Raw genomic sequence first — 13,287 nt, 5'->3', positions numbered from 1 at the left:
TATTTCGGCTTAGTATTTAATCCATGTCACACTTCGGCCGATCACAGATACACCCACATAACCACGAATAGTGAGGCGTTTGCCTGAGGCATTTAAACGTGCTTTACCTTTATAAATTTTACCCCCAATTGGGTCTAATACTTTCCCTTGCACATACGAAAGCGGGTTATCTGGGTCATTTTTAAATCCCCAAATAAAAGGTAAGCCTAAAAATGGTTTATCTTTTAGATGACCTGGACAATTACTACAGATTACCATTTTGTCCGTACCTGGAATATTACGAGTTTCTACAATCACACCTTCATAAGTACCATCTGGCTTTTTCTTAATTTCTACGTCAGCACGTGAATATCCAGTCCGATCATCAATGGTTTTCCATTTACCTACCAGTGGATCGTCATTGGCATAGCTCAGACTACTGATGACAGAAAAAACGAGTGCAGTGAAGATGCTTTTATATACAGCCATAGATATCCCTAATCTAAAGTGTTATGTATTTTTAGAGTAGTTATTCTAATAATTTAATTTTTAAAAAACAAATAGATATATTGTTATCTATGTCACATTCTTACATTTAAATGCTATGGATATCTAAAATAATGTTGAATAAAGTCGTATAAAAAAGCCCCTTTGAATGGGGCTTTAATTTAGTTTTTAACCCAAGTGATATTTCGTCCGACGGCAGAACCTTCCATACTACTATGAATGATCAAGTGTTTACCGTTACTCATTAAGCGTGCTCGAGCTTGATAGCGTTGTCCAGATTTCGGATCGAGCAGTTCGCCACCATTAAATTCAAAAGCATTGTGTGGGTCTATGGTTAGGCCCGTGAGCGTGGTTAAACCGACTAAAGGTTGATTTTTTTGTGGACCCGTACATTTGATACAGTTGGCCAGAGCTTCTGCGCCAGGCACACTACGCACATTAATAATTTTGGCGCTGTATTCATTATTTTTGTTTTTTTGAATAATGACATCTGACAATGAATAACCCGTACGGTCATCGATGGTTTTCCAAGTCCCCACCAATGGGTCGCTTGTTGCCGCCCATGCAGCGAGGCTTGTCATACAACTGAATGCTAAAATAAGGGCAGTGAAGGGGTGCTTTTTCATAATTGGAACATCCACACAACGAAGGAGAAGATATGCCTAAGAAGATAGGCATACAAAAAGTATGGATTTAATATAGCTTAAGTGATGCAATAAATACTAGACAAATCAGTTGATTGAAAAAGATATACTTTACGTGAAGTATTAAATTTATTGCACTCTGAATATGAAAGTGAAAACTCAATCACATTGAGATCTTTGAATAGGTTATGGTGTGCTGAATGGTGATTAGTGTGGGGTGTTGAGGCATTATTTGTCTATCGACAGACAAATAATGCGATTGGTTTGCTATAAGCGTTATTAGTCTATGCGAATCCAAGACACGGTGCGTCCTAATAGGGTGGTGCCTAAATAGCCACGCAGGGTGAGTACATTGCCACGTGCATTGAGTTGCCCTTTACCTTGATAGACGTTACCTGTTAAGGGATCAATGACTTTACCATTGATATATTCATTTTTATTTTCATCATCTTGATGGAAGCCTGAGAAAATTGGGAGACCAATTAAAGGCGCATTTTTTAACTTGCCTTCACATTTGTCGCAATGGTCGATTGCAGTGCGGTTGGGAATAGCATGCACTTTGACAATTTTACCGGTGTAGCTACCATCTTTGAGTTTACTAATGAGAACTTCTGCACGTGCATAGCCCGTTTTATCGTCTATGGTTTTCCAGCGTCCTGCTAGGTCTGCAGCCTGCACTTGAAAAAAGCAGGTTATTGAGAGAGCGAAAGCTCCCAAAATAATTTTCTTATTCATCTATATTATCCATTATTTATTAGCATCATTTTAATTATTCAAAGAAGGTTGAAATTATATTTGTACCTTCAGTGTGCGCAAATTTTACAAGAACAAATGCAAATAACAAGAGCAGTTTATCGGCTTTTTTCGAGCGATTTCTAAGCTTTAAGTGTTATAAAATTTGTAATGTTTGGGTGCATGGCATGAGTCTATTTTTGCATTTAAAGTATAGGCTTTAACATAAAAAAAGCGCCCTGAAGGGCGCTTTTAGATGAGGCAGGATTTAGCTGAGATGTTCACCAAATAAACCCAATGCTTCTTCGGCAGAGAATTGGTAGTGACTATTACAGAACTGGCAATCCATTTGAATTGGATTTTGATGTTCAAGTGTTTCACGTACCGCATCCACACCAATTTGTTTTAGTGCATCTGAACAGCGTTCTTTAGAGCAAGTGCAACCAAATTTAAGCAGTTCAACTTCAGGTAAACGCACTTCTTCTTCGTTATATAAACGATATAAGATTTCAGTGCTTTCTAAGTTGGTTAACTCATCTGCTTTTAGTGTTTCAGTCAGCATGGTCAGACGAGGCCACAAGTCTTCATCTACACGTTTTTGCTCTTCTTCGCTGTTTCGTGGCAATAACTGAATGAGTAAGCCACCTGAGCGTTGTTCATTACTTGCTAAGACAATACGTGTTGGGATTTGTGCAGACAAATCATAATATTGCATTAAACAACCCGCGAGGTTTGGCTTATCGAGGGGCACAATCCCTTGATAACGTTCGCCAAATTCAGGTTCAATGTTAATGAATAACACTGGATTAACCAAAGTTTGGAGCACTACGCTACTGTCGGTAGCTTCTATGAAGTGTGGATCTTCTTCATAGTCGGCCAATGCACGGACTTCACCTAAATGGTTACATTCAGCCATGCCCCATTTAAATGTACCAGCCGCTTGAATTTGTAAGCTAATACGGCCTTTAATTTTTAAAGTGCTGGCCAACAGCGCTGTTGCACTGAGCATTTCACCCAATAAAATTTTAATTGCAGGCGCATAGTCACGTTGTGCAAGAATGGTTTGTAAAGCATCTTCAAGATGAACGACTTCACCACGCACAGGGCTGTCTTCAATAAAAAAGCGTTGACGTAAATCAGGCATAAAATTCTCCATAACCCTGCTTTAATGGTGCCAGTATTGTAAAACACAAGTCATTTCAGATCATCCTTTTCATCACGCGACACATCAATTCGTTGGCGTTGTAAACCACGTTGTAAATCGACCCCTGTGTGCGGTTGGCGTATTTGGGTATCGCTGGCAAATAAATGTTCTAATTCTGCGAGAGCATTACGATGGGTTTCATAGATTTTTTGCTCATCTGTATAGATGTGTTGCTGTTGTTCTAAGAGTGTTTCATCATAATCACGGAACAGCTCAATACTTTTATAGGCATCATCTTCATTAATACCCGCATCGCGGAGCATGTGATAAGCCATGCCTAAAGAGGATAAATAGGTTTCACGCCAGATATGCTCTACACCTAGATCACGCAATAAGTGTACATGGTGTCGATCACGTGCACGGACTAACATTTTAAGTTTAGGATAATTCAATCGAATATGTCGGGCAACATTCATGGAATCTTCAATATCATCGATGGCCAGTACAAATACACGCGCATGTTCAAGCCCAGCGGCACGTAAAATTTCAGGTTGGGTAGCATCGCCGTAGTAGAGTTGGCCACCATAATTACGCACAAAGTCGACTTTATCTAAATTGCTATCGATGGCTGTAAACGATAAATGTTGGATATGGGCAACACGCGCAATAATTTGGCCAAAGCGTCCAAAGCCCGCAATAATCACAGGATGGTGCTGATCTGGAATATCATCATATTCAGGCGCAATTTTGCTTTGGCTAAAGCGAGGCAAAATCACCGAGTTCATGAGCCAGTAGGCGATTGGCGTGAGCACCATAGATAGTGTCACTATCAAGACCACAGGTTCTACGATGGCTTGGCTAACCACCTGTTCACTGCGGGCTACGCTCAGCACTACAAAGGCAAATTCGCCACCTTGTGCGAGGCAGGTAGCGAGCATTAAGCTGTTCTGCCATGAGTTTTTGAGATAACGTGCAACGCCCGTCAAGGTGATTATTTTGACCAACATGAGGCAGAGTGCGCCACCAATAATGAGCCATGGTGCATCGACAAACAATGATAACTGCGTGGTCATTCCTACAGTCATAAAGAATAGGCCGAGTAACAATCCTTTAAACGGAGCGATACTCGCCTCAAGTTCATGGCGGAATTCGGAGTCGGCCAGTAGCACACCAGTTAAAAATGCCCCGAGTGTAGTACTGATACCTAACACATCCATCAGGCCGACCACAGCTAAAACAATAAAGAGTCCTACTGCGGTAATGAGTTCGTGGGCGCCACTTTTGGCCACAAAACGGAAGAATGGGCGCATCAGATAGCGACTAAATAAAAACAAGCCACTAAAGGTCGCCACAATGGCCGCAAAATAAGCAATACCATGATGTGTAGACTGCGTGCCCGCGAGCATTGGAATAATGGCCAGTAGTGGAATGGCCGCCATGTCTTGAAATAGTAAAATAGAAAAAGATTGCTGACCGTAAGTGGTGTTGAGTTGTTGTTTTTCGGTCAAGAGTTGCAACACAAACGCGGTAGACGACAAGGCCAGTGCAAAGCCAATCACAAAGCTGGCGGCGATGCCTTGTTGCAAAGCCACAAAACTGAGTAGTGCTAAACACATACCCGTTAAGCCCACTTGTAGGCTGCCCATACCAAAAATGGATTGGCGCATAGACCATAAACGCTGGGGGCGTAGCTCTAAGCCAATAATAAACATTAAGAGAATGACACCAAACTCAGCCAATTCTTGAATGGCTTCTGGGTCACTGGCTAGATTAAATACACTCGGCCCCAGTAAAATTCCTGTGAATAAATAGCCGAGTACAGTTGCAATGCCCAGCCTTTTTAGTAAAGGCACCAGAAGCAAAGATGCTCCTAGAAACAGGGTGATTTGCAACAGTAATGACATAAGTCTGTCCTCGGTTTATCCATTCAACACAAGCAGTAATTTTGAAGTATAGGCATCAAATTAGCTGAGTTCTTGTGGGTCAATATCTAGAGTTAATTTCATGCTAGAAGGCTTTTGATGCAACATATTTTGCCACCAATTTCGGATATAAAAATGTAATCGGGCACGATCTGCTGACAATAACACCATGTGTGATTGATAGCGGCCTGCTTTACGTTCCATTGGTGCTGGAATCGGTCCCCAAATGTCTACATTCAATTCCGCACTTTGACGTAGCAGGGCTGCATGATGCTGTAAAAATTCTTTATTCAGTTCCTGATTTTTGGATTCACAGCGGATCAGCGCGGCATAGCGAAATGGGGGCATCAGCGCAGTTTGGCGCTCTTGCAGCGTCTGTTTGGCAAATTGGCGGTAATCTTCTTTGACCAAGGTATTTAACAAAGGATGATCAGGTCTTAAGGTTTGTAAATAGACATCACCTTTGCGCTCACCGCGCCCAGCACGCCCAGCAACTTGCACTACCAGTTGAGCAGTGCGTTCTGTTGCTCGAAAGTCGACACTTAATAAGCCTGAGTCGATATCTAAAATCGCCACCAAGGTTACGTATGGAAAATGATGACCCTTGGCCAACATTTGTGTGCCCAATAAAATAGATGCTTTGCTTTGCTGAATTTTGTCATAGATTTTTTGCCAGCTTCCGACGCGACTGGTGGAGTCTCGGTCTACACGAATCACTTCATAATCTGGAAATAGTTCATTTAAGTGTTCTTCAACTTTGGCTGTGCCTAAGCCCAACGGTTTTAGTTCTGTGTGTGCACACTGTGGGCAATGCTCAGGCATGCGGTGAATTGTGCCACAGTGGTGACAATGTAAATGTTGATAGGGCGTACGGTGCACCGTAAAGTTTGCATCGCAATGTGGGCACTTGGCCTGCCATGCACAGCTTTCACAAATGAGTACAGGCGCATAGCCACGGCGGTTTAAAAATACCAAGACTTGTTCATTTTTATCGAGACGTTTTTTCATCTCATCGAGTAAAGTCTGGCTGATACCATGTTGTTTCTTGGCAATTTTCAAATCCAAAATATGAATTTTAGGCATGAGTGCTGAACCCGCACGTTGGTTTAGCTCTAAACACTGCATTTTTTTGTGCTGTACCAACGCATAGCTTTCAATACTTGGGGTCGCCGAGCCGAGCACCACGGGACATTGTTCTAAATAGCCACGGTACAATGCGACATCTCGAGCATGGTAACGAAAGCCTTCTTGCTGTTTAAAGGATAAATCGTGTTCTTCATCAAGCACGATTAAACCTAAGTTGGGTAAGGGGCTAAAAATGGCGGAACGTGTACCCAATATAATCGAGGCTTTGCCCGTTTCGGCGGCCTGCCAAGCCTGTAAGCGTTTGCTATCGTTAAGCCCAGAATGTAATAAAGCAATATTGCAATGAAAGCGTGACTGAAAACGGCTAATGGTTTGTGGGGTGAGACCAATCTCGGGGACCAACACCAACACTTGCTTGCCTTGTTTTAATACTTCCTGCATGACTTGCAAATACACTTCAGTTTTGCCACTACCCGTGAGCCCGTCCAGTAAAAAAGCCTGATATTTTTGGCGTGCTTTAAGAATACACTCGATGGCATGCTTTTGTTCTGGATTTGCAGTGAGAGGCATTTGTGCCATTTGAATTGGCATTGGGCTAAAATCTTGTGCTTCTAGCTCACAGATACAAATATTTTTTTTCTCTAAAGCTTTAAGTGTTGCCGTTTCTACGCCCGCTAAATTCAGCACATTTTCGGAGGTACCCGCAGGATGCAGTTTTAATATTTTATAAGCTTCTTGTTGGCGTTCTGAGCGTTTTAGTTTAGCTTCGGCTTCGGTATCTAACAGTTTCCATGTACGGGCCAATAAGTTATAGGGTTTGCCTTGACGCAGTAGCGTAGGTATAGCGCTATGCACCACTTCTCCAATCGGAAACTGATAGTACTGCGCGGCCCAGGTTAATAAATTTAAGCTACGGGTATTCAAAATTGCACGGTCATCGAGCAATTCTGTAATCGCTTTGAGCTTGATGTCTGGATTGAGCGGAGCATCGGGAGGCAACTTTTCCATAATCACCCCGACTAGATTTTGTCGGCCAAATGAGACCGCAACCCGCGTGCCAATTTCAGCACGTTGATAAAGTTCTGCGCTTAGACTGTAATCAAAACAATCATATAAGTGCACAGGTACGGCCACACGTACACGAAAAATTGGGGCGGAGGTGAGATCTGAAACTTGCATAAAAAAGGCAGTTAGGTCCTGATTAAATTTCGTCGTGCTGTAAGAACAGTTGTGTTAGAGTGATCAAACAATTTATATCTAAGAATATGAATGATTTTGAGGGTTGGGCGCAACTGCGCTCACAGGGTTTTTTGGAAAATTAGAGCATTGTAATGCCAGCATATCAGTTTACCGCCATAGATGCGTCAGGCAAGCAACAGAAAGGTGTGCTTGAAGGCGATTCTGCGCGTCAAATTCGTCAGCAGCTACGTGATAAAGCATTAATTCCCGTGGCTGTAGATCCTATTGAGCAAAAAGATAAACACGCACAACCACGCTGGTTTCAAAAAAGCATTACCTCATACGATTTAGCGCTCATGACTCGGCAGTTGGCGGTGTTGGTGGCAGCGGCCATTCCATTAGAAGAGGCGATTCGAGCGGTAGGCAAACAAAGTGAAAAAGCACACGTACAAAGTCTCTTAATGTCTGTGCGTTCAAAAGTGTTGGAAGGGCATTCTTTAGCGCAAGCCTTACAACAGTCGGGGCGTTTCCCTGAACTTTATATTGCTACTATTGCTGCAGGTGAGCGTTCGGGGCATTTAGATTTAATTTTAGATCAATTGGCGGATTACACTGAAAATCGTTTTGCTATGCAAAAAAAGATTCAAGGCGCCATGATCTATCCGATTATTTTAATGTTGATGTCCTTTGCGATTGTGATGGGGCTTATGACTTATGTTGTACCTGACATTGTAAAAACCTTCGATCAAGATAAAGCTGCATTACCTTGGATTACCGTTGCTTTAATGAAGGCTAGTGATTTTATTCGTGTGGCTTGGCCATTTTTGTTGGTGGGTGCAACGGTGGGAATCATGTTGCTCATCCGCTTTTTAAAAACCACGGCGGGGCATTATGCCTTTGACCGCTTTACTTTAAAAATGCCTTTATTTGGCAAGCTGTCTAAAGGAATTAATGCGGCGCGTTTTGCCAGTACATTGTCTATTTTGACCAAATCAGGTGTGCCTTTGGTGGACGCACTCAAAATTGGTGCAGCCGTTAGTAATAATTGGGTGATCCGTGATTCAGTTAATAGCGCTGCTGAAAAAGTCACTGAAGGTGGCAACTTAGCAACACAACTGGAGCGCAGTGGTTATTTCCCACCAATGATGGTACAAATGATCCGAAGTGGTGAATCTTCAGGCGAATTAGACCGTATGTTGGAGCGGGCTTCTGTGATGCAAGATCGTGAAGTGACTACCTTAATTTCAACATTATTGGCTTTATTAGAGCCACTCATGTTGGTGGTCATGGCGAGTATTGTGTTGGTCATTGTGATTGCTGTCATGCTACCGATAGTAAATATGAATAATATGATTTAACCCTGTTGAACCCAAAGAGATAAACGAGAGTAATAACATGCAAGGCAAAGGATTAAAGACAAAACAATCGGGCTTTACCCTCATTGAAGTGATGGTTGTTATTGTGATTTTAGGTGTATTGGCGGCTTTAATTGTACCTAATGTAATGGGACGTGGCGAAAAAGCCAAAGTAGACACCACACAAATCACACTCAAAAGTGTAGCGGGTGCTTTAGATCAGTACAAAATGGACAATGGTAAATATCCATCGATGCAAGATGGTGGTTTGGGTGCTCTAGTCACTAAACCTGAGTCTGCAAAAAACTGGCTACAAGGAGGCTATGTGAAAGGTGGCTATCCAAAAGACAGCTGGGACAATGACGTACAATATGTTGCGCCAGGCACAGAAGGACGCCCTTTTGATTTGTACTCATTTGGTGCAGATGGCCAGTCTGGTGGTGAAGGAAATGATGCAGATATTTATTATCAGCACTAATTGAGAATCATTATAAATTAATGGTGATTGAATATATCGCTTCATGTCATTGGCTATTTCAATACTGGCTGAAGCGATAATTATTCTTAGTTATATTAATTAATATAAGTAATTGAAATAAAATAAGTTAAATAATATTTTTTATTTGATATTTATAATAAGAATTATTCCCAAGTTTATTGATTACAATAATCGTAAAATATGAATGAATATAGGCTTTTATTTTAATTTAAAGCTTGCATAATAACTCCATAGGCAGAATGAAAGTCAGAGGAGAGCAGTATGAAAGCATTAATACTTACGGATGAAATTAACCAATTTCATTGGGCGATGCTGAAATCTGTGCTTCTGATTTTAAGCTTATTGCCTGTGAGCCAAGGAATTATGCATTTGTGGCTAAATACCGAAGGCAGTAGCCAAATTATGGTGGGCTTCTTTGCAATTAGCCTGATGAGCTCGATGTTGGCCTTGAGTTTTTGGTCAGCTTTACAAGCAACAGTTGCAAAGCTCAAACAAGAACACAGCAATGTTTTTGAAAAAGCTGTGGTGAATCTTTATCGTTATGTGCCCATGCTTTCTTTGGCAGGCATGTTGTCTTATTTGGCGGTACAGTTCTAAACAAACCAAAATCCGATGATTTAAACCGAGTGTATCAACTCGGTTTTTTTATACCACTACTTTGGTTTTGCTTAAATTTGTCATGATTAATGGATAGATTGTCAGCTTCTAGTTATATGTTTGAGTGTTGATTTACGTACAGTGGTGGAAATGAATTCTAATCACAGCATATAAAATTGCAGGAAGCTAAACATGTCATCATCTGAGATGCAACAAATAGAATGGTCAGACTTTATGAAAGTCGAGCTACGAGTGGGGAAGGTAATTCAGGCGGAAGTCTTTCAGCAAGCCCGTAAACCTGCTTATATTTTACATATCGATTTTGGTGCTGAGTTGGGTATTAAAAAATCCAGTGCACAAATTACGCAGTTATATTTGCCTGAAGGCTTAGTTGGAAAGTTGGTGCTCGCAGTGGTAAATTTTCCCAAGAAACAAATTGGCCCGATTCAGTCCGAGTGCTTGGTGACGGGTTTTCATAATGCGGATGGACATGTGGCTTTATGTGTACCTGATGCTGAAGTTCCCTTGGGCACTCGATTACTTTAAGACTCGCATTAAAAAACCGAGCTTAGGCTCGGTTCATTGGTTTCACTAGATCAAAACTAGCGACGTGATTTAAAGCTTACATTTACAGTGCGTGGACGGTACATCCAGCCCAAAATAAGCAAGAACACACAGAAGCCTAAAATTGGCCAATCGCTTAAGCGGGTATATAAGGTTTGACCTTGCATAGCAGGTAAATCCCCACGTAAAACAGCTTCTTGATCCATCGGTGCTTGTTTCACAATATGTCCATTGTGGTCAATAAAAGCGGTGACGCCAGTATTGGTTGCACGGATAAACCAACGGCCGTTTTCTTTAGCGCGCATTTGTACCATTTGTAGATGTTGTAATGGGCCAGCAGTACCTGTAAACCACGCATCATTTGATACAGTCACTAAGAAATCACTTTGTGATGCATTGCGACGAGTCAGATTTGGATAAGCCACTTCGTAGCAAATAGCCGCCCCTAAATGATGATTCTTAATATTTAAAGGCTTTTGATCACTGGCACCACGAGAGAAACCACTCATAGATGGATCATTTTGCATAGCAGGCAGTACCCAGCTGAGTAGGCCTGATAATGGAATATATTCACCAAAAGGAACCAGACGCTGTTTTTTGTACATGCCTGAAGCATCATCGCCTGTAGCCATAATGCTGTTGTAGTACATCGGGTGCTGTTCAACTTCTGATGCTTTTAAATCCCAATAAGGAATCCCTGTCACCCACGATGTCCCTGTTTTTTCTGCCTGTGCTTTCATGGCATCTAAAAAAGGTTCGATGTCGGTTTGGAACATCGGAATAGAAGATTCAGGCCAAACAATTAAATCGCGTCCCCACTCAGTACGGCTGAGCTGTGCGTAGATCATCAGTGTTTTGACTTGATATTCAGTCAGCCATTTTAAATCTTGTGGAATATTGCCTTGAACCAAAGATACAGAAAGAGGTTTTTCAGCTTTGGGTTGAACAAAACTGAGCTGTGAGGCTCCCCAAGCACCAAGCAAGAAAATAGCCGAAGGCACTAGCCAAAAAATACGTCTATTGAGGATTTCTACTACAGCACAAGCCAGCACTATAACTACAAACGACACGCCAAATACACCAAAAAGCGGTGCATAGCTGTCTAGGTAGCGCTCAGTAAACGCATAACCCGCAAACAGCCAAGGAAAGCCCGTAAATACCCAAGTTTTAGCCCATTCAAACAGTACCCAAAGTGGCGCAAAGGTGAGGGGTGTTTCTGGGAAAAAACGACGATATAGCCATGTTTGTACTGCGGTAAATAAGCCCATGACAATTGCCATGACAGCAATCATCAGTACGCTCAGTACGGCATTAGTGTCGCCGTACACATGTATAGACGTATAGAGCCAAAATGCTCCAACAAACCACAGGCCAAAACCATAGGCCAAACCAATGAAAAATGCATGCTTAGCACTGCGTTTGCGTAGGCTGGCATACAAGAGCGCTGGAGATAGGATTGCCAGCCACCAGTAATGGTAAGGTGCAAGAGCTAGGCTAAAAATCGCCCCTGAAAATAGGGCGATGAGCATAGGTAAAATTAAAGGCAGCTGTTTTTGTTGTTCTGTGGGGTTTAACAGCTTGTCAAAGAAGGTTCTCATTTACGAACAGCTCGAATCAGATGAATAGTGCGGGCATCTGCTTCCAAAATCGTAAATTCCCAATTTTCAAGGTCTACAGTCTGTCCTTGTAAATCGCTTACTAAACCGATTTCTTGTAGCAATAAGCCACCAACAGTTTCTACTTCATCATCTGAAAAGTCTGCATCTAAAACATTGTTAAAGTGTTCGATTGGTGTAAGTGCTTGAACGAGCCAAGTATTTGCAGTATTTGGGTCTGCATCTGGCACGATAAACTCGGCTTCCTCATCGACTTTATCGTGTTCGTCTTCAATTTCACCAACAATCTCTTCCAAGATGTCTTCTAAAGTCACGATACCTGAAGTTGTACCGTATTCATCAATGACAATCGCAATGTGCGTTTGGGTGTTTTTCAACATGCGCATGACTTGGTCGGAACGCGCACTTTCAGGCACAAATAATGGCTGACGCATTAAGGCACGAATATCGACCTTAGCGGTAGGCTCAGTTAAAAAAGGCAATAAATCTTTGGCCAACAAGATACCCACGACATTGTCAGGTTGGTCCGCAGAGAAAACTGGAAAACGTGAATGCGCAGATTCTATAAGCACATGTAGGATATCAAGAAGCTCATCATCTTCTTGTAGACTAATCATGGCAGTTCGCGGGGTCATAACTTCGCGAATTTTTGTTGCAGGAAGGTCAAGTACGCCTTCAAGCATTGCAACAGTATCGGGTTCTAAAAAACGACGTGAATCTTGTACTAATTTTAACAGTTCGTCGCGGGTTTCTGGCGCTGTGCCTAACCATTTTCGTAAGCCGCGCATGCCCCACGACGGGCCTGATTCCTCGTGCATGATCTTTCCTGAAGACGCTGAATATCTAAAAAAATTGATTTTATCATACCGTAGAAAATACAGTTGTCTATGCATATTGCTATGCGATTTTAGAATGTTCAGATCAAATTATTTAAAAGATGAGCATTGCGTCGCGTAAAGCGAGCGAATAAAAGAAAGCCAAATGCAAAATAAGGTTAATCGCTCAATGTAGCATTGAGGCGAGACAATGTAGGAATAAACTGGGCTATGCTAAACTAGGCAGGTTTTCTTCATCTGAGTTTTGCAATGTCTGATTCTACTATCACACCAAGCCTTCAATTGAACACGCGTGGACTGCGTTGTCCTGAGCCTGTCATGATGTTGCATCAAGCCATTCGTAAGTCGAAGTCAGGTGATATTGTTGAAGTATTTGCAACGGATAACTCAACCTCATGGGATATCCCAAAATTTTGTATGCATTTAGGTCATGAGCTGGTGCTACAAGAAGAGAGCTTAGATGAAAATGGCAATAAAGAATTTCATTACTTGGTGCGTAAAGGCTAAGTAGTCTGTTGCGTACAAAGCGTGACTCAATTGATATGAAATAAAAGATAAGCTTCGGTTTTTATATGTGTACTAACGGGTTTGGTCTGAAAAGGCCAGCCTGTTGGGTTAATGAATGAA

Annotated in this window: 13 protein-coding genes; 5 read left to right on the top strand and 8 right to left on the bottom strand. The window is 41.9% G+C overall.

Translation table 11 applies throughout. The annotated features are described in order from the left end of the window. Window positions 1-9 precede the first annotated feature (9 nt). From D9K81_RS01405 to D9K81_RS01380, 6 genes are all read right to left on the bottom strand, one after another. The gene (locus D9K81_RS01405; protein WP_120374620.1) at window positions 10-468 is read right to left on the bottom strand and encodes a DUF2147 domain-containing protein; all 459 of its coding nucleotides are present in this window, start codon (window positions 466-468) and stop codon (window positions 10-12) included. A gap of 179 nt (window positions 469-647) precedes the next feature. Continuing rightward, window positions 648-1,067, bottom strand: a complete 420-nt coding sequence (locus D9K81_RS01400) for a DUF2147 domain-containing protein (protein WP_228199829.1) — start codon at window positions 1,065-1,067, stop codon at window positions 648-650. Between the two features lie 342 nt (window positions 1,068-1,409). Continuing rightward, window positions 1,410-1,865: a DUF2147 domain-containing protein gene (locus D9K81_RS01395; RefSeq protein WP_120374622.1), complete on the bottom strand. Its 456-nt coding sequence runs from the start codon at window positions 1,863-1,865 to the stop codon at window positions 1,410-1,412. Window positions 1,866-2,130: 265 nt separating this feature from the next. After that, a complete protein-coding gene (hslO, locus tag D9K81_RS01390; RefSeq protein WP_120374623.1) occupies window positions 2,131-3,006 on the bottom strand; it encodes an Hsp33 family molecular chaperone HslO in 876 nt (291 codons plus the stop codon). A 50-nt stretch (window positions 3,007-3,056) separates the two neighbouring features. Next, window positions 3,057-4,910 (bottom strand): monovalent cation:proton antiporter-2 (CPA2) family protein, encoded by a 1,854-nt coding sequence (locus tag D9K81_RS01385; protein WP_120374624.1) that lies wholly within the window; start codon window positions 4,908-4,910, stop codon window positions 3,057-3,059. 60 nt (window positions 4,911-4,970) lie between these two features. Next, window positions 4,971-7,193 carry a primosomal protein N' gene (locus D9K81_RS01380; RefSeq protein WP_120374625.1) on the bottom strand — a complete coding sequence of 741 codons (2,223 nt, stop codon included), beginning with the start codon at window positions 7,191-7,193 and terminating at the stop codon, window positions 4,971-4,973. 152 nt (window positions 7,194-7,345) lie between these two features. Here D9K81_RS01380 and gspF point away from each other — a divergent pair, with 152 nt between their 5' ends. From gspF to D9K81_RS01360, 4 genes are all read left to right on the top strand, one after another. Then, window positions 7,346-8,551 carry a type II secretion system inner membrane protein GspF gene (gene gspF, locus D9K81_RS01375; protein WP_120374626.1) on the top strand — a complete coding sequence of 402 codons (1,206 nt, stop codon included), beginning with the start codon at window positions 7,346-7,348 and terminating at the stop codon, window positions 8,549-8,551. Between the two features lie 37 nt (window positions 8,552-8,588). Then, window positions 8,589-9,026: a type II secretion system major pseudopilin GspG gene (gene gspG, locus D9K81_RS01370; RefSeq protein ID WP_120374627.1), complete on the top strand. Its 438-nt coding sequence runs from the start codon at window positions 8,589-8,591 to the stop codon at window positions 9,024-9,026. A 282-nt stretch (window positions 9,027-9,308) separates the two neighbouring features. Further along, the gene (locus D9K81_RS01365; RefSeq protein ID WP_120374628.1) at window positions 9,309-9,644 is read left to right on the top strand and encodes a hypothetical protein; all 336 of its coding nucleotides are present in this window, start codon (window positions 9,309-9,311) and stop codon (window positions 9,642-9,644) included. 207 nt (window positions 9,645-9,851) lie between these two features. After that, a complete protein-coding gene (locus D9K81_RS01360) occupies window positions 9,852-10,190 on the top strand; it encodes a tRNA-binding protein (RefSeq protein ID WP_120374702.1) in 339 nt (112 codons plus the stop codon). A gap of 56 nt (window positions 10,191-10,246) precedes the next feature. Here the strand turns inward: D9K81_RS01360 and lnt are convergent, their stop codons facing one another. Both lnt and D9K81_RS01350 read right to left on the bottom strand, forming a co-directional pair. After that, window positions 10,247-11,806 carry an apolipoprotein N-acyltransferase gene (gene lnt, locus D9K81_RS01355; RefSeq protein WP_120374629.1) on the bottom strand — a complete coding sequence of 520 codons (1,560 nt, stop codon included), beginning with the start codon at window positions 11,804-11,806 and terminating at the stop codon, window positions 10,247-10,249. Further along, on the bottom strand, window positions 11,803-12,642 hold the full coding sequence (locus D9K81_RS01350) for an HlyC/CorC family transporter (protein ID WP_120374630.1): 840 nt from the start codon (window positions 12,640-12,642) through the stop codon (window positions 11,803-11,805). Before D9K81_RS01350 ends, lnt begins: the two co-directional genes overlap by 4 nt. A 267-nt stretch (window positions 12,643-12,909) precedes the next feature. Between D9K81_RS01350 and tusA the strand changes: the two genes are divergently transcribed. Then, the gene (tusA, locus tag D9K81_RS01345) at window positions 12,910-13,167 is read left to right on the top strand and encodes a sulfurtransferase TusA (RefSeq protein WP_120374631.1); all 258 of its coding nucleotides are present in this window, start codon (window positions 12,910-12,912) and stop codon (window positions 13,165-13,167) included. Window positions 13,168-13,287 lie beyond the last annotated feature (120 nt).

This window comes from Acinetobacter chengduensis, from assembly GCF_003664645.1.
Lineage (GTDB): Bacteria > Pseudomonadota > Gammaproteobacteria > Pseudomonadales > Moraxellaceae > Acinetobacter > Acinetobacter chengduensis.
The sequence above is the reverse complement of the archived record's forward strand: the minus strand, read 5'-3'. Positions and strand labels throughout refer to the sequence as shown.